The following is a 22259-nucleotide window of genomic DNA, read 5'->3' as shown; positions in this document are numbered from 1 at the left end:
TTCTCGGAGGCGATCATTTCCAGGGTGTCGCGTTGGCGTGCCAGTTCGGCGTTCACCGCCGCGGACACCTCGGGGTCCAGTTCGCCCAGTGCCTGGTCGAGCGTGTTGTCGGTAGCCATCTCGGCCTACTCCTCGCCTTCGGTCAGCTTGGTGTACTCCTCGGCGGAGAGCAGTCCGGTGGGCTCCTCGGAGAGCCGGGCCCGGAAGAGCCACCCGTCCTCGAAGGGGGCGGTGTTGATGGTCTCCGGCGCGTCCTCCAGTGCGCCGTTGACCTCGACGACCTCGCCGGAGACCGGCGAGTAGACGTCGCTGACGGACTTGGTGGACTCGACTTCGCCGCAGGTCTGCCCGGCGGTCACCTCGGTGCCCGCCTCGGGCAGCTCGACATAGACGATGTCGCCGAGCGACTCGGCGGCGAACGCGGTGATCCCGACCGTGGCGATCCCGTCCTTCACCACGACCCACTCGTGTTTGGCGGTGTAACCCAGCTCCGTGGGAACGCTCACTTCAACTCTCCTTGGAGGTGTTCCTTATCCTGCCGCGCGCCCGCGGGCGGCCCGGCCCGGCCTACGCCTGGTGCCGCCTCGTCCGTGCAGGTCCCTGTGCGGGGATCCCACCGGGCGGGGCGGGCAGGCCTTCGGGGTGTGAAGGCCCCAGTTCTACGACTGCCGCTGGTAGAACGGCAGCTCGACCACGTCGACGGCCTCGCCCCGGCCCCGCACGTCCACGGTGAACGCGCCGGTCGCGGTGTCGAGGTCGCCGTCCACGTAGGCCATGGCGATGGGGCGGCCCAGGGTCGGGGAGGGCGCGCCGCTGGTGATGGTGCCGACGGTGACGCCGTCGCGCTGGACCTCCTGGCCCCCGCGCAGCGGGCGGCGGCCCCGGCCGACCAGGCCGATGAGGCGCCGTGCGCGCGCGGTGCGCGAGGCCTTCTCCAGCGCGGCGCGGCCGACGAAGTCACCGTCCTTGTCGAACTTCACCACGCGGCCCAGGCCGGCGTCGAAGGGGGTGAGTTCGGCGGTGAGCTCCTGGCCGTACAGCGGCATGCCGGCCTCCATGCGGAGGGTGTCGCGGGCGGAGAGCCCGGCGGGCACGAGCCCGTGGTCGGCACCGGCCGCCATGAGCGCCTCCCAGACTCGGGGAGCCTCGGCGGCGGGGCGGACGAAGATCTCGAAGCCGTCCTCGCCGGTGTAGCCGGTGCGGGCGAGCAGGACGGGCTGTCCGGCGACGGTGTGCTCGTAGCCGGCGTAGTAGCGGATGGCGTCCAGGTCGGCGTCGGTGAGCGGAGCCAGGATCTCGACGGCGCGCGGCCCCTGGATCGCGATGAGCGCGTAGTCGGCGGACTCGTCGCTCACCTCGACGTCGAAGCCCCCGGCCCGTTCGGCGAGCGCGGCGGAGACCACCGGCGCGTTGGCGGCGTTGGCCACGACCAGGTACTCGTGCTCGCCGAGGCGGTAGACGATGAGGTCGTCCAGGACGCCGCCGTCGGCGTCGGTGATCATGGTGTAGCGGGCCCGGCCGACCTTGACCTTCGACAGGTGGCCGACCAGCGCGTGGTCGAGGGCCTCGGCGGCCTGGGGGCCGCTCAGGCGGATCTCGCCCATGTGGGAGAGGTCGAAGAGGCCGGCGGCCTCGCGGACCGCCCTGTGCTCGGCGGTCTCGCTGCCGTAGCGCAGCGGCATGAGCCACCCGGCGAAGTCGACCAGGGTGGCTCCGGCCTTCTCGTGGATCTCGCGCAGTGCGGTGGCACGCGGAACTGAGGCGGGCTCTGACATGGGCACTCCCGAGAGGATGGGCGTCGTGACGTGCGTGGCGTTGCCATCCTCCCCCTCTGTCATCGATGCCTGAGAGCTTCACCGCGCGCCCGGCGTGGCTTGCACCTTCGGCGAGGGACTTCGGTCCCTGCTTTCCAGAGTGGTCTCGCCCGTACGGTCCGTGTGCCTGAGAGGTTGTCTGTGGGGAGGGATTGCTCCTTCGGCGGTCCGCGCTGGCTACGCGGACGCTCTCCCGTACGGGGTCAGCAACACGTTCAGCCTAGCAGCGGGCGCAGTCGGCCCCCAAGACCGCCCGAGGCGTGTGCGGCGCCACGATCACCGGAGCCGCCCCACGGCGCGGCCCGAGCGACTAGCGTGTGGGGTCGGAAGGGCCCTGGGGGCCGTGAGCGCGGACGCGGAGGGACTGGAGTGGGTACCGACATCGAACGTTCGGACCGGCCGTCGGAGCGTCGGAGCCGACCCCTGGCGACCGCCTGCGGCGTCCTGGCCCTGGTCGCCGGCGCGGTGACCGCCTGTGCCGCCGAACCCGAGGAGCCGCAGCCGGAACAGGCCTCGGGCAGCCTCATCCGGGGCGACGTGACCACCGTCGAGCGCTCCGACCTGGAGTCCCGCTTCGACGACGCGGGGCTGGAGGGCACCTTCGTCCTCTACGACGCCGCCTCGCGCGTGATCACCGTCGTCGACCCCGAACTGGCGGAGGTGCGCCGGCCGCCGGCGTCGACGTTCACGATCGCGAACACGCTCATCGGGCTGGAGACCGGCGCCGTGGCCGACGTGGACGAGGTGCTGCCCTACGGGGGAGAGCCGCAGCCGGTGCCGGAGTGGGAACAGGACATGGGCCTGCGCGACGCCTTCCCGAGCTCGAACGTCCCCGTCCACCAGGAGCTGGCGCGGCGGGTCGGGCACGAGCCGATGGCGGCGTGGGTGGACCGCCTGGACTACGGCAACCGCGATATCGGCGCCGCCGACGCGGTCGACCGGTTCTGGCTGGAGGGCCCGCTGGAGATCTCGGCGCACGAGCAGACCGAGTTCCTGGCGCTGCTGGCCCGCGAGGAGCTGCCGGTGGACCCCGCCCACCAGGAGGCGGTCCACGAGATCTCCCTGGTGGAGGAGGGCGAGGACTACCGCCTGCACGCCGAGACCGGGTGGGCCGCCGACGTGGAGCCCGCGTCCGGATGGTTCGTGGGCTGGGTGGAGCGCGATTCCGGCGTGCACGCCTTCGCCCTGCGCGTGGAGATCGAGGAGGACGCCGACGCCGAGCTGCGCGAGCCGGTCGCCCGCGACCTGCTGGCGGAGCTGGAGGTCCTGCCGCCCGAAGGGGCCTGATCCGGCTCCGACCCTGCCTCCTCCGCCCGCACCCGCCGAGGGAGTGTTCCTCTGCGTGCCTTCGGGTGAGTGAGCGGTCGTCAGGCCATCGGTGTGCGACGTTCAGCCTGGTCGTGCTGCACGAGCGCGGAGGCGCGGCGAGAGGCGGCCTGGCGGCCGCGCGCCCGGAATGCCGCAAGGAACACGACCTGGTGCGCGACGAGGCGGACGTCATGAAGGTGCGCGACGGACGGGGTCCGCGGCCCGTCGGCCACACCCGACGGGCCGGGGCTCACGGTGGAGCAGATCGCCGCCCTCGTGCGGGCGGCCGGGCACCCCTCGGGTGCCCGGCCGCGTCCGGTCGTTCGTGGGGCGGCGCCGGTCAGGCGGTGGCCTTGCGGCGCTGCCGCACGGCCTCGGCGAGCTCGGCCAGCACGTGCTCGGTGGTCTCCCAGCCCATGCACTTGTCGGTGATGGACTGGCCGTAGGTGAGCGCGGACGGGTCGCCGAGCTTCTGGGCGCCCTCGACGATGAAGCTCTCCAGCATCACGCCGATGATGCCCCTCTGGCCCTCGGCGACCTGGGCGGCGATGGCCGCGGCGACCCCGGGCTGGCGGGTGTGGTCCTTGCCGCTGTTGGCGTGGCTGGCGTCGATCATCAGGCGGCGCGGCAGCCCCGAGTTCTCGATGACGTCGAGGGCGGCACCGACCGGGGCGGCGTCGTAGTTGGGGCCGCTGCGGCCGCCGCGCAGGATCACGTGGCAGTCCGGGTTGCCGTCGGTGACGACCACCGAGCCGGCGCCGTGCGGGTCCACGCCGAAGAACGTGTGCGAGGCGGCGGCCGCGCCGACCGCGTCCACGGCGACCTGCACGTCGCCGTCGGTGCCGTTCTTGAAGCCGACCGGGGTGCTCAGGCCGCTGCTCAGCTGACGGTGGACCTGGCTCTCCGTGGTGCGCGCGCCGATCGCGCCCCAGGAGACGACGTCGGCGATGTACTGCGGGGTGATGGGGTCGAGGAACTCGGTCCCGGCGGGCAGTCCCAGGGAGTTGATGTCGAGCAGCAGCTTGCGGGCGGTGCGCAGGCCGCGGTGCACGTCGTAGGTGTCGTCCAGGCCGGGGTCGTTGATCAGGCCCTTCCAGCCCACCGTCGTGCGCGGCTTCTCGAAGTACACGCGCATGACCACGCACAGGTCGTCGTTCAGGGACGGCACCAGGGCCTTGAGCCGCTCGGCGTAGTCCATGGCCGACTCGGTGTCGTGCACGGAGCAGGGGCCGACGACGACGAGCAGGCGGTCGTCCTCGCCGTTGAGGACCCGGGTCACCTCGGCGCGGGAGTCCTCCACCAGGGTGCTGCGTTCGGGGCCCAGAGGGAGCTCGGCCAGCAGGTCCTCGGGGGCGATGAGCGGCTGGTAACTGGCCACCCTGGTGTCGTTGGTGCTGGGCATGGTCTTCCCCTAGATCCGTCCGGTCTGGCCAGCAGTGGCCACGAAAAACAGTAGCGCGGCCGGGCGGGGCGACAAGGTGTCGCGGAAGAATCGACACGGGTCCACACGATGGGAAACACCACACCGGCGATTTTCCGACGAATGGTCTCATGATGCGAGACGCATTTCCGTGGTAATTCCGGATCGGCGCTGCGGGCGGCCGGGATCAGTCCGTCAGCCCGGGGAGGTCCTCCTCCCAGTACTCGCGCGGGTGGCGCGCACCATCGGTGACCGCGCCCCGTTCGGCCTCGGCCCGGCGCAGTTGCACACGGCGGATCTTACCCGAGACCGTCTTGGGCAGGTCCGCGAACTCCAGGCGTCTGACCCGCTTGTAGGGCGAGAGGCGCTCACGGGCGTGGGAGAGGATGGCGCGCGCGGTGACGGCGTCGGGCGCCACCCCCTCGGCGAGGGTGACGTAGGCCTTGGCGACGGACAGGCGCAGCGGGTCCGGAGAGGGGACCACCGCGGCCTCCGCCACATATTCGTGTTCGACGAGGACGCTTTCCAGCTCGAATGGTGAGATGCGGTAATCCGAGGCTTTGAAGACGTCGTCCGTACGGCCGATATAGCGCAGGTTCCCGGCGGAATCCCGGCCCGCGATGTCGCCGGTGAGGTACAGGTGCCGGCGGACCCGTTCTCCCCCGTCCGCGTCGTCGTCGTACCCCCGCATCACGCCGACGGGGTCGCCGGTCATGTCCACACCGATCTGCCCGGTCTCGGCCGGCTCCCCGGTGGCCGGGTCCACGACGACGATGTCGTAGCCGGGCAGGGGCCGGCCCACGGATCCCGGCACCACGGGCCGGCCGGGGCCGTTGCCGACGAGCATCGTGGTCTCGGTCTGGCCGAAGCCGTCGCGGACGGTGATGCCCCACGCCTCGCGGACCCGGTCCACGACCTCGGCGTTGAGCGGCTCTCCCGCCGCCAGGGCCTCGCGCAGCCCCACCCGCCACGACCCCAGGTCGGTCTGCAGCAGCATCCGCCACACCGTGGGCGGCGCGCAGAAGGTGTCGACGCCGCGGCGCACGATCTCGTCGAGCAGCCGTTCGGGGTCGAAGCGGGCCTGGTCCAGCGCCAGCACCGTCGCCTCGGCGTTCCAGGGCGCGAACATGCTGCTGTAGGCGTGCTTGGCCCATCCGGGCTGGGACACGTTCAGGTGGATGTCGCCGGGCTGCACACCGAGCCAGTACATGGTCGACAGGTGGCCGACGGGATAGGAGTGCTGGGTGTGGGTGACCATCTTGGGGCGGGCGGTGGTTCCGGACGTGAAGTACAGCAGCAGGGGGTCGTCCGGGTGCGTGGGGTGCGGCTGCGCGAAGTCCAGCCCGGCGTGCTCGGAGTCGGCGTAGTTGAGCCAGCCGTCCATGTACCCGGCGCAGATGCGCGTCCAGTGGCCGCGCAGGTCGGCGAACTTCTCGGTCGCCTCGACGCCGCAGACCACGTGCTGGACGCCTCCGCGCTCCAGTCGGTCGACCAGGTCGCCCTCGGACAGGATCGGCGCGGTGGGGGCGACCACGGCGCCGAGCTTGATGGCGGCCAGCGTGGTCTCCCACAGCTCCACCTGGTTGCCGAGCATCACCATGATCCGGTCGCCGGGGTGCACGCCCTGCCCGATCAGCCAGTTCGCCACCTGGTTGGAGCGCTCGGACAGGTGGCGGTAGGTGTACTTGGTGTCGCTGCCGTCCTCGGCGACGACCCAGAGGGCGGTCCGGTCCGGTCGGGTCCGCGCGACCGCGTCGAAGTGGTCGAGGGCCCAGTTGAAGTGCTCCGACCGGGGCCAGGTGAACTCCTGGTGCGCCTTCTCCTGGTCCGTGCGGTACTCCAGGAGCAGGTCCCGGGCGGCCCGGAACTCCGCCGCACCCGCGGCGGCCTTCTCTTTCGACATCGCTGGCGACCTCCGCTTCGGGACGGCACGGCGACCGCACCGTCCACGGGTCCGCCCTGGTGGGGCGGGTGGGGCGTGCTCTGCGAGTCCTACCCGCGCGGGGCGGCTTCGACGCTTCCGCCCCTGAGGGCCGGGCGGCTCTAGGATTGGTGGTTATGGAGGAACTGCGCGGACACCACGGGACCTGGCGGCTCGACGACGAGATGGTGCGTATCCGTTTCGATTCGGGCCGCAAGGTGCCGACGCTGTTCAAGTCGCTGGGCAGCTGCGCGGTTCCGCTGGCGGCCGTCACCGACGTCGAGTTCGACCAGGGCGACCGGAAACGCGGGTGGCGCCTGCGGCTGCGCCTGGCCGACGGCACCGATCCCTACGCGCAGTTGGGCGGGCCGGGCAGCGATGCGCCGACGCCGCTCGTGCTGACCGGCCCCAACGACAGGGAACTCCTCGCCGAGTACTTCTCCGACCAGCTCGCCTCGGCGGCCAGGTACGCCCGCGAGCTGGCCGCCCGGGCCCCCGACCCGGCCGAGGTGGCCAAGGGGCTGGTCGCCCGGCCGCCCGTGCAGGTGCGCACCGCGGAGGGTTCGGCCTCCTTCGACGGCACCCGGGTGCGGCTGCAGTGGGACGGGTGGCTCTCCAGCACCGCCAAGGAGCGGGAGAAGTCGCGCGAGTACCGGCTGTCGGAGATCGAGTCGGCCACCTGGTACCCGCCGGTGGACGTCACCGAGGGGTACCTGCGCATCGTGCTGCGGGGCGTGACGATCCCCGAGGCGACGGAGCTGGAGAACGACTTCTTCACGCTGGCCTCCCACGGCACGAAGGGCGGTGAGGAGACGCTGCTGATGGCGGCGACCCTGAACGCCCACGTCGAGCCCGCCGACCCGGCCGGGGAGGAGGCCGCCCCGGCGCTGTCCGCGTCCCCGGCCGTCAGCCCGGAGGAGGAGGCCGTCTTCGCCAAGATCCGCGAGCTGGGGCGGCTGCACGCCGAGGGCCTGCTCACCGACGAGGAGTTCAGCGCCAAGAAGGCCGAACTCCTGGACCGCCTCTGAACCTCCGCCCCCGCAGCGGATCCGCCGCGCCCCGGGGACCCCGCACCGGATCCGCTCCCCACACCGCTTCCGCCGGTCCTGACCGAGGACCGGCGGTTCCGCCGCTCCGGTCACCCGGGACGAGGCGCCCGGGAGACACCCGGGGCCGACGCGACACGAAAGGTCACGGCTGTGCGCACCCTGTATCCGCCCATCGACCCCTACGACTCGGGCATGCTCGACGTCGGCGACGGACACCGCGTGTACTGGGAGCTGTGCGGCAACCCCGCGGGCAAGCCCGCGGTGTTCCTGCACGGCGGACCCGGCGGCGGCTGCACCCCCGACCACCGCAGGCTCTTCGACCCGGAGAAGTACCGCGTCCTGCTGTTCGACCAGCGCAACTGCGGCCGTTCGACGCCGCACGCGAGCGAGATGGACTCCGACCTGTCCACGAACACCACGTGGACGCTCGTGGAGGACATGGAGCGGCTGCGGGAGATGATCGGCGCGCGGACCTGGCAGGTCTTCGGCGGGTCCTGGGGCAGCTGCCTGGCCCTGGCCTACGCCCAGACGCACCCGGACCGGGTCAGCGGGCTGATCGTGCGCGGGATCTTCACCCTGCGCGACGAGGAGCTGCGCTGGTTCTACCAGGAGGGCGCCTCGATGCTCTTCCCGGACCTGTGGGAGTCCTACCTGGAGCCCATTCCCGAGGAGGAGCGCGGCGACCTCATCGCCGCCTACGCGCGGCGCCTGAACCACCCCGACCGCGCGGTCCGCCTGGCCGCGGCCCGCGCGTGGAGCGTGTGGGAGGGCTCGACGGTGACGCTGCTGCCCAACCCGGAACTGCGCGCCCACCACGCGGACGAGGACTACGCGCTGGCGTTCGCCCGGATCGAGAACCACTACTTCACCAACAAGGGGTTCCTCGCCCCGAACCAGCTCATCGACGGGGCCGAGAAGATCCGGCACATCCCCGGGGTGATCGTGCAGGGCCGCTACGACACGTGCACGCCGGTGCGCACCTCCTACGACCTGCACAAGACGTGGCCGGAGGCGGAGTACCACATCATCGACGACGCGGGCCACGCGTTCAGCGAGCCCGGCATCCTCGACCGGCTCATCGAGGCCACCGACCGCTTCGCGACGTGACCGCGGCCCGGGGGCGGCTCCGCCCCGAGGGCGCCGTCACCGTGCGGGACTGACCCCCGCCGCGTCCAACGCCTCGTGCCATGTCGTGGGCTTCTCCAACAGCGCCCGGTAGCGCATGGTGCGGGGCGTGGACCGCAGCCCCAGCACGCCGGTGAGCATGCCGCCGCGCCCCAGGAAGGCCACGAACTTTCGGTCCTCCGGTGACCCGTGCACGAAGGCGACCTGATCGGCGGGGGCACCCTGTCCCAGCAGCTGGATCTTCTTCTTGTATTGGTCCGACCAGAAGTAGGGCACCGGGGTGAAGGGCACCCGCCCCTCTCCGGCCAGCAGGTTGTGCGCGGCCGCCGTACCCTGCTCGCTCGCGTTGGTCCAGTGCTCCAGCCGGATCCGTCCGCCGAAGCGCGGGTGCGGCCAGTTCGCGAGGTCGCCGACCGCGTACACGCCGGGCACGGAGGTCTCCGAGTACTCGTCGCACAGCACCGCGCCGTCGTCGAGCAGGTCCACGCCGGATCCGAGCAACCACTCGGTGTTGAGCCGTACCCCCAGACCGGCCACCACCAGCGAGGCCTCGATGGCGGTGCCGTCGGCCAGCCGGACCCGCTCGACCCGCTCGCCGCCCTCGAAACCGGCGACGCCGACGCCCAGGCGCACGTCCACACCGTTCTCCCGGTGCAGCTCGGTGAACACAGCGCCGACCCGGGGATCGATCGCCCGCGTCAGCGGGGTCGGCGCGGCCTCGACCAGCGTGACGTCCATGCCCACGGCGCGGGCGCTCGCGGCCACCTCGGCCCCGACGAATCCGGCCCCGACCACCACCACGCGGCCCGCGGAGTCGAACTCCGCCCGCACCGCCTCGGCGTCGTCGAGCGTGCGCAGCACGTGCACGCCCGCCAGGCCGGTCTCGGGGCGCCGGGCCCGGGCGCCGGTGGCGATGATGAGCCCGTCGTAGCGCAGGGGCACCGTGCGGCCGTCGGATCCGGTGACGGTCACCTCGCGGGCGCCGGGGTCCAGGCCCACGGCCCGGGTGCCCGGCCGGAAGTCCAGCTCCAGACCGGCCAGATCCGCGTCGTCGATCAGGCGGAGCGAGCGGTGGCCCGCGAGCCAGCCGGGACCGCCGCCGGAGGGCTCCATGCCGATCCCGGTCAGGGCCTCCTTGGACAGCGGCGGGCGCGAGTAGGGGGCGTACGGTTCCGCGCCGACGAGCGTCACCCGTCCCTCGAACCCCTTCCGGCGCAGCGCCTCGGCCGCGTGCAGACCGGCCATACCGGCACCGGCGATCACGACGTCCCTCAGGGTGGACGGCACCGTGGACTCCCTTCGCTCGTGGATTCCGGGATGGGCCCGGCCCCGGATCCGGGTGTGCTCCCGGAACACACTCCCTACAGCGGTCGGACCTCGCCCACGGGGGCGCCACCGCCGAGGACGTCGACGCGCAGCCGGTCCTGGACGGGGGACACGTCCACTCCCAGGGTCCGCAACGCGTCGAGCGCGACCAGCGTACGCGCGCGCCCCTCGGCGTCGCCATCGCTGATCTTGACCGCGACGGTCTCGCCGGTGGCCGCGCCGAGCAGCAGGACGCCGTCCGCGCCGACCTTGGAGACCAGGCCCGGCATCCGGGTCATCAGTTCGGTGTCTATCCGGCCGGTGCCCGACACGTACTCGGGGTGCGAGCTCATGGCGTCGACGACGGCGCGCTCGTGGCCGCCGAGCGGTGCCGTGCGCATCCGCCACAGGCCGCGCGCCAGCCCGGCCAGGGTGACGGCCAGCTGGGGCGCTCCGCAGCCGTCCACGGCCGTGTGCGCGACAGGCTCCTCGCACACGTCCTCGATCGTCTCGCGGACGAGGACCTGGAGGGGGTGGGCGGGGTCGAGGTAGTCCTCGGTGCTCCATCCCTGGCGCACACAGGCCGCGAGCATGCCGGCGTGCTTGCCGGAGCAGTTCATCAGCAGGCGCTCGGGTTCGCGCCCCGCGCGCAGGAAGGCCAGTCTCGCGTCCTTCCCGCCGGGGACGTCGGCCGGGCACCGCAGGGCGTCGGGGGTGAGTCCCGCGGCGGCCAGGATCCGCTCGGCCCGGGCGGCGTGAATGTCCTCCCCGCCGTGGCTTCCGGCGGCGATCGCCAGCGACGGGCCCTCCAGGGGAGCGCCGGCGCGGAGCATGGCCAGCGCCTGGAAGGGCTTGGCCGCCGAGCGCGGGAACATCGGCTGGTGGACGGGGCCGCGGGCGTGGGCGACGCGCCCGGACGCGGACAGGCCGACGACGGCCCCGTAGTGGACGCTCTCGCGCATCCCGGAGCGGATGACCTCCGCCAGGGGGACGTACTCGGGAAGGGCGGTCGGGGTCATGCGGATCTCCTCGCCGTTGAGGTCGTTCTGCGCGGGAGTGTCCGCTGAGGGGCGGACACGCGTAAGAACGTTACATAACGACCTGTTCCTCCGGGCGGGGAGCCGTGTCGGGAACGGGGAGTAGGGTCGTTGCGGACGCCTGGCAGGCGCTGGACGCGCTGGTGGGACGGATGAGACGGGAAGTAGGACACACGATGGGAACGCTGCGGATGGGCGCGCTGACCCGACGCCGGGTCGGTGTGCGGGCGGCGGACCTGGAGTACGCGGTGCTCGACACCGAGACCACGGGCCTGGAGCCGCGCACCGGGGCCCGGATCGTCGAGGTCGCCGTCGTGCGGGTGCGTGGCGACGGGGCGGTGGTCGAGGAGTTCAGCACGCTCGTCGACCCGCGTGACCAGGTCCGCGGACAGGAGTTCCACGGCATCGGGGACAGCGACACGGTGGGGGCGCCGACGGCGGCCCAGCTGGCGCCGCGCCTGGCCCGGCTGCTGTCGGGAGCCGTCGTGGTCAGCCACAACCTGGACTTCGAGCAGCGCTTCCTGGCCGCGGAACTGGTGCCGGCCGGACTGCCCGCGGGCCAGTCCGGGCTGTGCACGCTGCGGGCGCTGCGTTCGCAGCTCAGCCTGGAGCGCTACTCGCTGCCGAAGGCGTCCTACCAGCTGAGCGGGGACTGGCCGACCGGTCAGCACACCGCGCTGGGCGACGCGCGTGCCTGCGCCAAGCTGCTCGTGGAGATGATCGCCAACGCACCGGGTGAGCTGCGCTACTCCGGTCCGGCGCCGCGGCTGCTGCCGATTCCCGCCGGTCCTGCGGGCCCGCCGACCCGCTGGAAGCCGCGCACGTCGCCGCCGCCCGGCGGACTCGACCCGCTGCGCCCGTGGCGTGCCCGCTGGCGCGCCCTGGAGCTGGACCCGCTGCTGTGCGGCGGCACGTTCGGCACGACCGACCGGGCGATCGCGGAGCTGGCCGCCCACCGGGACACGCGCCTACGCGAGCGCGTGGCGACCGCCGCCGCGGTGACGGGCGGCATCGCCGCCACCGTCGCGGGCGGCCTGCTCGCCCGCCTGGGAAGGAACTGGGCCGCGGGCCTCCGTTGAGGTGGAAGTCCGACTCCCCGTGTAGTCCCCCGGACGTCGGTGGGTGACGTGTCGCGGCTCAGAGGCCGGACAGGGTGAGGAAGAACGCCACGATCAGCGCGCTGCCCCCGACCGTGGTGAGCAGGGCCCGCCCCTGTTCGGTCAGCCGGGCGGGGGCCCAGCGCACGCGGGGCGGTACGGCCGTGCGGCGCGCGGTCGCGACCGCCGAGCCGCGCGGGGCGGGGAGCCTGCCCGGGACGTACCGGGGCACCTTGTTGAACAGGGCGGCCGACACCAGCGCGGCGCCGACGACGATCAGCACGAGGGACACGTCGGGGAGGACCTCACGGCTCGAGGGGCGGACGGGGTGGCCCGATTCTCGCCGACATCGCCGCACCGTATCGAGTCGGTATCGCTTCGCGTACGTAAGGGCGCCCGTTACGGACACGCCCTTATCGCGCAGAGCTCACGACTGGCCACCGTACGTGGTGGAAGGGGGAAGGACCGTGTCGACGGTTTCGGCCGCCACGCCGAGCCCCCGCAGCACGAAGCGGGTGACCAGGGCATGGGTGCCGTCGATGTCGACGTCGCCGCTGACGAGCGGGATGCGCTGGGATCCCACCATCGACAGCGTGAGCCCGGCGGTGGCCTCGGCCGGCAGCGGGTCGAACTCCCCGGCGGCGGTACCGTCCTCCAGGATCTCGGTGAGCAGCCGCTGCATCGGCGCCACGTGGGCGGCGAGCGCCTGGTAGGCGTCCGGGCCGAGGCTGGCACCGAGTTCGGCGGCCGGCGGGTGCGGATGCGCGACGATGCCCTCCAACTGGAGGCGGAGGAAGGCCGAGAGCCGCCGCGCCGCCGACACGCCGGAGGGCAGTTCGCGCCGGTACCGCTCGACGAAGGCGGTGCTGACCTGTTCGGTGAAGGCCAGGAGCAGCGCCGGCTTGTCGGGGAAGTAGTTGTACAGCGCGGTGCGGGTGATGCCGGCGGCGTTGGCCACGTCGGTCATGGAGACGCGGTCGATCCCCTGCGACCGGATCAGCTCGTCGACAGCCTCCATGATGCGCTCCCGCGTCTGTGCGCGGTGGGCGGCGATGGTGGGGGCCGTGATCTTGGGCATGCTCCTATGGTGTCACGACCGGCACCCCTGGCGGCCCCGCACGGACCGTCCCTCCGTGGGGGTGCCAGGGGGCCGGAAACCGGGTGACCGGCCGCGTGGCGGAGGATCGCCCGCGCCTTCGGGGGTCCGGACCCACGGGGCACGCCCTAGCAGTAGGCGCGTCCGAGGCCGGCCAGGACCTCGGTGTTGAGCTGGTAGGCCAGCCGAGTCTCGTCGATGAGCCGTTGGGCGGCGGATTCGTCCAGGTCCAGGGCGTCGAGGAGGGCGCGGTACCCCGCACGGAACTTCGGCAGGCTGCCGAGCCGGTCGAAGACGTAGAAGGAGACGCCGTGCTCGTCGCTGAGCCCATAGGCCTCGGCGACGACGCGGCGGATGAACTGGCCGCCGGAGACGTCGCCCATGTACCGCGTGTAGTGGTGGGCGACGAAGCCCTCGGGGTGGTCGGCCATCTGCTCGATGCGCGCCACGTAGGTGCGGGTGGGCAGGGTGGGGGAGATGCGCTCGCGCCACGCGGGGCCCAGCAGGTGCTCCAGGTCGCGGACCAGCGCGGGCACGCGCAGGAGCTCGGGGTAGACGAACCGCCCGGCCACGGGGTGGCCGGCCAGGCGGGAGCCGAGGTCCTCCAGGGCGGCGTAGGCGAAGTAGTGCTGCGCGACCATGGCGGTGTAGCCGTCGAGGGGGAGCGTGCCGTCCAGGAGCGCCCGCGTGAAGCCGTGGTACTCGGCGTTCTCGTGGTCGCGCCAGGTGGCGGCCTTGAGGCGTTCGGAGAACAGCTCGGGGGAAAGGGGGAGGGTGGCCTCGGCCGTCGCGCTCATCTGCGCTGTCCGCCTTCCAATCGGAACATTTTCTGACATGATGTCATTTAGGGAGCCACGGCTGTCAAGACTTATACGACATCCCGTCAGAAAAAAGTGGAACGCGGTCTTCTTGCGGTCACGAATGGTGACGGGCTACCCGGCGGCGCGAGCCATCGGACGCGACCGGGCCGTGCTCCGTGTCACATGGTGCACATGCTCCTGCATGCGCATATGCCCGGTCTGTCGGGTTCGTGGAATGGCCGCCGCGCCGTGGCCGTTGGGACTCGACGGACGCTCTCCCGCACACGAGGGGGCGGCGGTTCCGTCCGCCATCGTTGGATGTGTCTCGTTACGCCCGCTGGTCAACAGGTCTTCCGGGCGATTATCGTTTGCATGTCGTGCGGTCCGAACCGCCGGGAAGACCCCAGGTGTCCACCTGGGGCCCCACCAGCGGGGCACACGCACCTGACGGACGGCAGACCAAAGGCGATGAGTGGATAACAGGGGAACAGGGCACGATCCCGTGACGGTGATCAGTGGGGAGACGGTGGACGCCGTCTCCCTCAACGGGCACGCCGGAAACGGGACCACGACCCTGGGTGACGACACCGCGCCGGACGATCGAGTGGAGGCTCCCGTCGAATCGGTTGACGTCCTACTGGTCGAAGACGATCCCGGCGACGCCTTCCTCGCCGAGGAACTGCTCGCCGACACCGTCCTCGCCACGCGTATCACCTGGGTCTCCACGCTCCAGGCCGCACGGGACCACCTCAAGGACTTCCGCGGCTGCGTCCTGCTCGACCTCAACCTTCCCGACGCCCACGGCCTCGACCTGTTGCGGGAGGTGCTGGAAAGCGCTCCCCTGGCCGCCGTCGTGGTCTTCACCGGCCTGGACGACGAGCACGAGGGCATCGCCGCCGTCTCCGCCGGCGCCCAGGACTACCTCGTCAAGGGACAGGTCGACGGCTCCCTGCTGGGCCGCAGCATCCGCTACTCCCTGGAGCGGCGGCGCGCCGACGAGAACGCCCGCCAGCTCCGCGAGGCGCGGATCCACGCCCGCGAGAACATGCGGCTGGAACGCGGGCTCCTGCCCCAGGTCCTGCTCCAGCGCTCTCCCCTGAGCCACCGCGCCTACTACCGTCCCGGCCGCGAGCGCGCCGTGGTCGGCGGCGACTTCTACGACGCCGTCGAGAAGGACGGCACCACCCACGTCATCATCGGCGACGTCAGCGGGCACGGGCCCGACGAGGCCGCCCTGGGCGTGAGCCTGCGCATCGCCTGGCGCGCCTTCATCATGGCGGGCGTGGCCGAGGACGCGGTCCTGCCCAACCTGGAGGACATCCTCGTCAGCGAGCGCGCCCAGGAGGAGATGTACGCGACGCTGTGCATGGCCAGCCTGGACACCGGCAGCGACCGGGTGCGCATCCGGGTCCTGGGCCACCCCCCGCCCATGGTCGTCCAGGACGGTGCCGTCGCGGAGACCCCGGCCACCCCGCAGCCGCCGCTGGGCGTCTTCCCGGTCGAACAGACCGACACCGACGAGGTCGTCCTCCCCCGGGGCGCCAGCATGCTCTTCTACACCGACGGCCTCGTCGACGCCTACGACGGCGGACCCCCCTCCCGACTGGAGGTCGCCGGACTGCGCCGGATGGTCTCGGGCATCCTGGACCAGGGCGTGTCCCTCTCGCGGCTGCCCGAGCACCTCGTGGACGAGGCCGAGCGCAGCAACGGCGGACCTCTGCAGGACGACGTCGCGATGCTGCTCATCACGCACGGGGATCCGGAGTGAGACCCACCGGGGAGGGGACGACCATGGAGCCCGACACCGAAGGATCCGGGCGGCCGTCCCCGGACACCGGCGTGCCCGGGCCCGGCGCCGGTACGGACGCCGGCCCGACCCCCGGGGGCGACGACTTCGTCAATGGCGGCGCATTGCAGCGGCGGGTGCGCGCCGGCCACGAGTCGTGGAGCCTGCGCCGCCGCGTGACCAGCCTGCTGACCGTGGTCGCCGTCGTGCTCGTGGTCGCGGTCTCGGTCATCACACTGGCCGCGCTCAACGCCCGCGACTCCCTGGAACTCCAGGTCGAGTCGCTCACGCCCGCGGTCTCCGCCGTGGAACAGACCCGGTCGGCCTACCTCAGCCAGGACCACGCCCTGCGCGGCTACATCCTCACCGAGGACCGCGACTTCCTCCAGCCCTTCGTGGAGGCCCGCCTCCAGCTCACCGAGAGCCGCGCCGAGCTGAACGCGCTCGCCGAGACCAACCCCGAGGTGTCCGACAGCATCGACGAGCTGCTCACCGCGGGCGACGTGTGGACCGAGGAGTTCGCCGAGCCGGCGCTGGAGAAGGTGAACGCGGGCGAGACGCCCACCCAGGAGGAGCTCCAGCGCGGCCGAGTCCTGTTCCTGGAGCTCAACCGGATCAGCGACAACGCCGCGGCGCAGCTGCAGTCCGAGATCGACGACGCCCGCAGCGGCCTGACCATGGCCACCCAGCAGGTCGTCGCGCTACTGGTCCTGGTGGGGCTGGTCGTGGTGTTCCTGTCGGTGTTCCTGTGGGTGATGCTCCAGCAGTGGGTGCTGCGTCCCCTGGACGAACTCGCCGGGCACATGCGCCAGGTGTCGGAGGGCTACTACGCCCACCGCATCTCCCTGCACGGACCGCCCGAGATCGTCCGCCTGGGCCGGGACGTCGACTCCATGCGCGAGCGGATCGTGCACGACCTCGACGAGGTCGCCTCCGCGCGCCGCAAGCTCCAGGAGCAGTCCACGCTGCTGGAGCACCAGACCGAGGAACTGCGCCGGTCCAACCTGGAGCTGGAGCAGTTCGCCTACGTCGCCTCGCACGACCTCCAGGAGCCGCTGCGCAAGGTGGCGAGCTTCTGCCAGCTGCTCCAGCGGCGCTACCAGGGGCAGCTGGACGAGCGCGCCGACGCCTACATCGACTTCGCGGTCGAGGGCGCCAAGCGCATGCAGACGCTCATCAACGACCTGCTCGCCTTCTCCCGCGTGGGGCGCACCAAGAACTTCGCCCCCGTGGACCTGGACGTGGCCCTCGGCGACGCCCTGAGCAGCCTGTCCACCCGGCTGGAGGAGGCCGGGGCCGAGGTGACGGGCGACCCGCTGCCCACCGTCCAGGGCGACCGGACCCTGCTCACCCAGGTGTTCTTCAACCTGGTCGGCAACGCCGTGAAGTTCCGCGGCGAGGAGGACCCGCGGGTCCACATCAGCGTGGAGCGCCAGGGCGACGAGTGGGTGTTCTGCTGCGCGGACAACGGGATCGGCATCGAACCCCAGTACGCGGAGCGCATCTTCGTCATCTTCCAGCGGCTGCACACGCGTGAGAAGTACACCGGCACCGGCATCGGCCTGGCCATGTGCAAGAAGATCATCGAGTTCCACGGGGGGCGGATCTGGCTGGACACGGGCCCGGAGGGAGACGAACAGACCGGAACCACGGCCGCGGCGCGCTCCGGGCCGACCGGAACCCGCATATGCTGGGCTCTGCCCGCCGACACCGAGTCGGAACGCGGTCTCCAGGAGGAAGCGGCCAAGGGAACCGCTGAGCCTGAGGACGGCGTTAACTCCGACAGTGGAGTCGAGGGTACCGAGCAGGCCGGATCCGCCCCCGCGGAGACGGCCTCCACGGCCGAACGACAGTCCGCTGGTACGCACGTACCGGGAGGAGACGGCGACGCGCCGGACGAGGAGTCCGGTGGGACGCCCTCCGCTCGGACCGCGTACGGCGGCGGAACGGTTCCCCCCGGTCACGGGCGGGACCCTGACAGGGGTCTGGACGTTTGAGCGAGGTCATGTTGGTGCATCCCATCGAGGTGCTGCTGGTCGAGGACGATCCCGGTGACGTCCTGATGACCAAGGAGGCGTTCGAGGAACACAAGCTGGGCAACCGGCTGCACGTGGTCTCCGACGGCGTCGAAGCCCTCCGTTTCCTGCGCCGCGAGGACGAGTTCGCCGACGCCCCCCGCCCCCATCTGATCCTGCTCGACCTCAACCTGCCCCGCAAGGACGGCCGCGAGGTGCTGGAGGAGGTCAAGGCCGACGACGACTTGGCGCACATCCCCATCGTCGTGCTGACGACCTCCGAGGCGGAGGAGGACGTGCTGCGCAGCTACCGTCTGCACGCCAACGCCTACGTGCCCAAACCGGTCGACTTCGACCAGTTCATCCGGGTCGTGCGGCAGATCGACGACTTCTTCGTGACCGTGGTGCGGCTGCCCAAGGGGTAGTGGGGTGGGGTGGGTTTTTTTGAGGCCTCAGTGTTTGCTGGGGGCCTCCGCTCGTTCCTCGCTTTGGCCCCGTGCTCGGGGCGCCGAGTAGCCAGCGTTCTTCGTCGTCGACTTGCCTTGCTCGTTCCTCGCCGGCGGCCCCGTCTCCTCCTGCAGAACACTGGCGCGCCCCTCGCGACACCCCCTGTGGCCCCGCAGTCTGAACGGCCACCTCTCACCCCCTGGGGCTGAGGCAGGCCCGCATGTACACGTCCAACCCCCTGTGGTCCCGCAGGCTGAACGGCCACCTTTCACCCCCTTGGGTCCTGTGGGGGCGCGCCTGCACCTTCAACCCCTGGGGCATGGGTGGTCGCGCGCCGCGAGCAACCCTCTGCGGGGTGGTTGGCTGAACGGCCACCTCTTGCCCCCTTGGGTGCGGGCAGGCCTGCGCGCGCGGCTTCAACCTCTTGGGGCGTGGGTGGTCGCGCGTCGCGGGCAGCCCCCTGCGCAGCGGTTGGCTGAACGGCCGCCTCTCGGCGCCTGGGGCTGAGGCAGGGCCGTGTGGGTTTCCCACGGGGTGAACTCGCGGCTTCGGAGCAGGTGGCGGGCGAGGTTTTTCGTTACGGTAAGAGGTATGAGCTTGCCGGAACCGCGTGACCCCACAGGTCCCTACCGCGTCAGCGTCGTGTGCCTGGGCAATATCTGCCGTTCGCCGATGGCCGCGAAGGTCCTCACCGCCGATCTGGAACGGGCGGGGATGGGCGACCTGGTGGAGGTGGACAGCTCCGGGACGGGTGACTGGCACGTGGGCGGGGGCATGGACCCGCGTGCGGCCTCGACGCTGCGCGTCCACGGTTACCTCACCGAGCACACCGCGCGCCAGTTCGAGCCCTCCGACCTGGCCGACCGCGATCTGGTCCTGGTCATGGACCTGGACAACTTCGACGTCGTGCGGCGGGTGGTCGACGAGCGGGGCGAGGAGTTCGGCTTCGACATCTCCCGTCTGCGCCTCTTCCGCTCGTTCGCGCCCGCCAGCGGCGCCAACCCCGAGGTGCCGGACCCCTACTACGGCGGGGACGACGGGTTCACGGCGGTGCTGAACATGCTGGAGTCCGCCGCCAAGGGCCTCACCGGCGAACTCGTCGCACGGCTGCGCGGGTGAGCGGGGGCCCGGCCATGCGACCCGTCGGCGGCGGGGACGACGGGGACGACGGCGCCGGGGAGCGCCGCCGGGACCCGGTCAGCGGCACCATGGCCGAGCGCCTCACCGCCCTGTTGGGCCGCGAGGTCCGGCGCGCCGCGCGGGCCGGGAGCAGCCACGACTGGGACATCGCCTACGCCGAGCTGGCCGACGGCACCCGCCTGTTCGTCAAGGCGCTGCCGCGCGAGGCCGAGCCGAGCGGAGTGTTCACCGCCGAGGCGCGGGGGCTGGAGTGGCTGGGCGAGGCCCCCGACTCCCCGGTGCTGACCCCGCTGGCCTGGGACGACCGCATCGTGGTCCTGCCGTGGGTGCACGAGTGCGAACCCACCCCGCAGGCGGCCGAACGGCTGGGCCGCCGCCTGGCCCGGACCCATCTGGCCGGCGCGGACGCCTTCGGGGCGCCCTGGCCCGGCTTCATCGGCCCGCTGCCCCTGGACAACACCCCCGCACGGGACTGGCCGAGCTTCTACGCCGAACAGCGCCTGCGCCCCTACCTGCGCCGGGCGCTGGACAACGGGGGACTGACGCCGACGGACGCCCGGATCGTCGAGCGGGTGGTCGACGGCGTCGAGGACCTGGCCGGCGCGCCCGAGCCGCCGGCCCGCGTCCACGGCGACCTGTGGAGCGGCAACGTGCTCTGGGGGCCGCGGGACGCGGTCCTGGTGGACCCCGCCGCGCACGGCGGCCACCGGGAGGCCGACCTCGCCATGCTGGCGCTGTTCGGCCTCCCCTACCTCGACCGTGTGCGCGACGCCTACAACGAGGTGGCGCCGCTGTCCGCGGGCTGGCGGTCGCGGGTGGCCCTGCACCAGATGCACCCGCTGCTGGTGCACGTGTGCCTCTTCGGCGCCGCCTACCGCACCACGGCGCTGGAGGCCGCCCGCGCCGCCCTGCGCGGCGCCTGACGGCCTCCAGGGCCCCTCGCCGTCAGCCCTTGACGCTGCCCGCGAGCAGGCCGCGCACGAAGTAGCGCTGGAGCAGGAGGAACACCACCAGCGGCACCACCATGGACACGAAGGCGCCCGCGGTCAGTCGGTGCCAGGCCTCGCCGCGGGTTCCCGCGAGTTCGGCCAGGCGCACCGTCAGCGGTGCGGTCGCGTTGTCGCCGCCGGTGAAGATCAGGGCGACGAGCAGGTCGTTCCACACCCACAGGAACTGGAAGATGCCCAGGGACACCAGGGCCGGGGTGATCAGCGGGAGCACGATCCGCAGGAAGATCGTGCCGTGTCCGGCCCCGTCCACGCGTGCGGCCTCGAACAGGGTGTGCGGCAGCTGCGAGATGAAGTTGTGCAGAAGGAAGATGCCGAGCGGCAGCCCGAAGATCGTGTGCGCCACCCACACGTTGGTGAAGGCCATCGCGCCGCTCAGCTCCCAGGCGGGCAGGATCTGCGTCTCCCCGATGGCCACGCCCTGGGAGAAGAAGCTCAGCAGCGGCACGAGCGACATCTGCAGCGGGACGATCTGGAGGGCGAAGATCCCCAGGAAGATCCAGTCCCGGCCGCGGAAGTCGATCCACGACAGCGCGTAGGCCGCCAGGGCCGCGATGACGAGCACGAACACCGTGGCCGGCAGCGTGATGACGAACGAATTCACGAAGTGGGTGGCCAGCTGGCCGTCGCTGCTCGTCCCGAAGAGCACGTCCCGGTAGTTGTCCAGGGTGACCTCGGGCGAGCCGAAGAACGTCCACCATCCGGTGGTCCGGATCTGCTCGGCCGGACGGAACGAGGAGACCAGCAGGCCCGCGGTCGGCACGGTCCACACCACGGCGATGACGATCGCCACGAGGCCGGCCGACGTGCCGCTCAGCCGCCGCCGCACCCGGGCGGCCGCGCCGCCGTCCGGCTTGCCCGTGCGAGCGGGAGCCTGCGCGGGAGGTGTCGTCGTCGGGGTCATGCGAGCTCCCTCGCCTTGCGCGTACGTCGGATCTGCAGGATGACCAGCGGGATCACCAGCGCGAAGAGGAACACCGCCAGGGCCGAGCCCTGCCCGACCTGGCCCTGCTGGAAGGCCTGGCTGTACATCTCGTTGGCGATGACGCTGGTGCCGTAGTTGCCGCCGGTCATGGTGCGGACGATGTCGAACACCTTCAGGGTCTGCACCGTGATGGTGACGAGGACGACCAGCAGGGTCGGCCACACGGACGGCAGGGTGATCCGGGTGAAGAGCTGCCAGGCCCCCGCTCCGTCGATCCGCGCGGCCTCGACGATCTCCGACGGGATGGCCTTGATCGCGGCGGACATGACGACCATCGCGAAACCGGCCTGGACCCAGATCAGGACCAGGATGAGCAGGAAGGTGTTGAGCGGCTGGTCGAGCAACCAGAGCTGTGGTTCACCGCCCAGCCAGACGACGATCTGGTTGAACAGCCCGTACTGCTCCTGGTCGGCGGGCCGGTAGGCGAACACGAACCGCCAGATGATGCTCGCGCCGACCAGGGAGATCGCCATCGGCATGAACACCAGCGACTTGGCGATCGACTCGAAGCGCGACCGGTCGATGAGGATGGCGTACAGCAGGCCCACGGCGGTGGCCAGCACCGGTGCGAAGACCACCCACAACAGGGTGTTGCGCAGGACCAGCAGGATCTCCGGGCGCTGGAACATCCACAGGTAGTTGGTCAGTCCGACGAACTCGGTGCCCGAGCGGTCGTAGAAGGACAGCATCGTGGTGCGCAGCACCGGGTAGACGACCCCGCCGATCAGCAGGATCAGGGCGGGCGCGAGGAAGAGGGCGGCCTGCCAGCGGTCGCGCCGGGTGCGCGGGATGTCGATGACCACGAGCATCAGGCCGATGACGGCGAGGAAGCCCGCGATACCGATGATCATCCACACGACCTTCGGCAGGTCGTTGAGGAACGAGTACTCCATGGGGAGCCCTTTGT

At 71.8% G+C, this 22259-nt stretch carries 20 protein-coding genes and 1 riboswitch; of the genes, 9 read left to right on the top strand and 11 right to left on the bottom strand.

All coding sequences use genetic code 11. The features are described 5' to 3' along the window. Positions 1 to 125: 125 nt before the first annotated feature. Complete coding sequence (gene gcvH / locus ADL05_RS01705) at positions 126 to 506, bottom strand: glycine cleavage system protein GcvH (protein WP_053615019.1); 381 nt, start codon at positions 504 to 506, stop codon at positions 126 to 128. Between the two features lie 153 nt (positions 507 to 659). Continuing rightward, positions 660 to 1775, bottom strand: coding sequence for a glycine cleavage system aminomethyltransferase GcvT (gene gcvT, locus ADL05_RS01700; protein WP_053615018.1), 1116 nt, complete (start codon positions 1773 to 1775; stop codon positions 660 to 662). Between the two features lie 144 nt (positions 1776 to 1919). Further along, positions 1920 to 2020: riboswitch (glycine riboswitch) on the bottom strand. A gap of 163 nt (positions 2021 to 2183) precedes the next feature. Between gcvT and ADL05_RS01695 the strand changes: the two genes are divergently transcribed. Then, a complete protein-coding gene (locus ADL05_RS01695) occupies positions 2184 to 3101 on the top strand; it encodes a penicillin-binding transpeptidase domain-containing protein (protein WP_053615017.1) in 918 nt (305 codons plus the stop codon). A gap of 361 nt (positions 3102 to 3462) precedes the next feature. Here ADL05_RS01695 and ADL05_RS01690 read toward each other — a convergent pair whose 3' ends face one another. Then, positions 3463 to 4524, bottom strand: a complete 1062-nt coding sequence (locus tag ADL05_RS01690) for a 3-deoxy-7-phosphoheptulonate synthase (RefSeq protein WP_053615016.1) — start codon at positions 4522 to 4524, stop codon at positions 3463 to 3465. 205 nt (positions 4525 to 4729) lie between these two features. Beyond that, positions 4730 to 6445, bottom strand: a complete 1716-nt coding sequence (locus tag ADL05_RS01685; RefSeq protein WP_053615015.1) for an AMP-binding protein — start codon at positions 6443 to 6445, stop codon at positions 4730 to 4732. A gap of 155 nt (positions 6446 to 6600) precedes the next feature. Here ADL05_RS01685 and ADL05_RS01680 point away from each other — a divergent pair, with 155 nt between their 5' ends. Continuing rightward, entirely contained in the window at positions 6601 to 7491 is an 891-nt protein-coding gene (locus ADL05_RS01680) for a DUF4429 domain-containing protein (protein WP_053615014.1), read from the top strand. Positions 7492 to 7662: 171 nt separating this feature from the next. Then, a complete protein-coding gene (pip, locus tag ADL05_RS01675) occupies positions 7663 to 8619 on the top strand; it encodes a prolyl aminopeptidase (protein WP_053615013.1) in 957 nt (318 codons plus the stop codon). A 36-nt stretch (positions 8620 to 8655) separates the two neighbouring features. Here the strand turns inward: pip and ADL05_RS01670 are convergent, their stop codons facing one another. Continuing rightward, positions 8656 to 9924: an NAD(P)/FAD-dependent oxidoreductase gene (locus tag ADL05_RS01670; RefSeq protein WP_082376018.1), complete on the bottom strand. Its 1269-nt coding sequence runs from the start codon at positions 9922 to 9924 to the stop codon at positions 8656 to 8658. Positions 9925 to 9998: 74 nt separating this feature from the next. Then, positions 9999 to 10961, bottom strand: a complete 963-nt coding sequence (locus ADL05_RS01665) for an asparaginase (protein ID WP_053615012.1) — start codon at positions 10959 to 10961, stop codon at positions 9999 to 10001. 194 nt (positions 10962 to 11155) lie between these two features. On the opposite strand from ADL05_RS01665, the gene ADL05_RS01660 reads away from it, so the two are divergent. Next, complete coding sequence (locus ADL05_RS01660) at positions 11156 to 12058, top strand: PolC-type DNA polymerase III (protein WP_053615011.1); 903 nt, start codon at positions 11156 to 11158, stop codon at positions 12056 to 12058. Positions 12059 to 12116: 58 nt separating this feature from the next. Here ADL05_RS01660 and ADL05_RS01655 read toward each other — a convergent pair whose 3' ends face one another. From ADL05_RS01655 to ADL05_RS01645, 3 genes are all read right to left on the bottom strand, one after another. After that, entirely contained in the window at positions 12117 to 12368 is a 252-nt protein-coding gene (locus tag ADL05_RS01655; RefSeq protein ID WP_053615010.1) for a hypothetical protein, read from the bottom strand. A gap of 135 nt (positions 12369 to 12503) precedes the next feature. Beyond that, positions 12504 to 13154, bottom strand: coding sequence for a TetR/AcrR family transcriptional regulator (locus tag ADL05_RS01650; RefSeq protein WP_053615009.1), 651 nt, complete (start codon positions 13152 to 13154; stop codon positions 12504 to 12506). A 146-nt stretch (positions 13155 to 13300) separates the two neighbouring features. Further along, positions 13301 to 13969, bottom strand: coding sequence for a heme oxygenase (biliverdin-producing) (locus ADL05_RS01645; RefSeq protein ID WP_053615008.1), 669 nt, complete (start codon positions 13967 to 13969; stop codon positions 13301 to 13303). 505 nt (positions 13970 to 14474) lie between these two features. Here ADL05_RS01645 and ADL05_RS01640 point away from each other — a divergent pair. The 5 genes from ADL05_RS01640 (at position 14475) to ADL05_RS01620 (ending at position 20283) form a co-directional block, all read left to right on the top strand. Further along, positions 14475 to 15740 (top strand): fused response regulator/phosphatase, encoded by a 1266-nt coding sequence (locus ADL05_RS01640; protein WP_053615007.1) that lies wholly within the window; start codon positions 14475 to 14477, stop codon positions 15738 to 15740. A gap of 23 nt (positions 15741 to 15763) precedes the next feature. After that, on the top strand, positions 15764 to 17755 hold the full coding sequence (locus tag ADL05_RS01635) for an ATP-binding protein (protein ID WP_082376017.1): 1992 nt from the start codon (positions 15764 to 15766) through the stop codon (positions 17753 to 17755). A gap of 8 nt (positions 17756 to 17763) precedes the next feature. After that, on the top strand, positions 17764 to 18198 hold the full coding sequence (locus tag ADL05_RS01630) for a response regulator (protein WP_053615061.1): 435 nt from the start codon (positions 17764 to 17766) through the stop codon (positions 18196 to 18198). Between the two features lie 613 nt (positions 18199 to 18811). Further along, positions 18812 to 19339: a low molecular weight protein-tyrosine-phosphatase gene (locus ADL05_RS01625; protein ID WP_053615006.1), complete on the top strand. Its 528-nt coding sequence runs from the start codon at positions 18812 to 18814 to the stop codon at positions 19337 to 19339. 14 nt (positions 19340 to 19353) lie between these two features. Beyond that, complete coding sequence (locus tag ADL05_RS01620) at positions 19354 to 20283, top strand: fructosamine kinase family protein (protein WP_053615005.1); 930 nt, start codon at positions 19354 to 19356, stop codon at positions 20281 to 20283. Positions 20284 to 20305: 22 nt separating this feature from the next. Here ADL05_RS01620 and ADL05_RS01615 read toward each other — a convergent pair whose 3' ends face one another. Both ADL05_RS01615 and ADL05_RS01610 read right to left on the bottom strand, forming a co-directional pair. Beyond that, a complete protein-coding gene (locus ADL05_RS01615) occupies positions 20306 to 21271 on the bottom strand; it encodes a carbohydrate ABC transporter permease (RefSeq protein WP_082376016.1) in 966 nt (321 codons plus the stop codon). After that, positions 21268 to 22245, bottom strand: a complete 978-nt coding sequence (locus ADL05_RS01610) for a carbohydrate ABC transporter permease (protein WP_053615004.1) — start codon at positions 22243 to 22245, stop codon at positions 21268 to 21270. Before ADL05_RS01610 ends, ADL05_RS01615 begins: the two co-directional genes overlap by 4 nt. Between the last annotated feature and the right edge of the window lie 14 nt (positions 22246 to 22259).

This window comes from Nocardiopsis sp. NRRL B-16309 (genome assembly GCF_001279585.1).
GTDB lineage: Bacteria > Actinomycetota > Actinomycetes > Streptosporangiales > Streptosporangiaceae > Nocardiopsis.
This window is presented reverse-complemented; position numbering and strand designations above follow the sequence as displayed.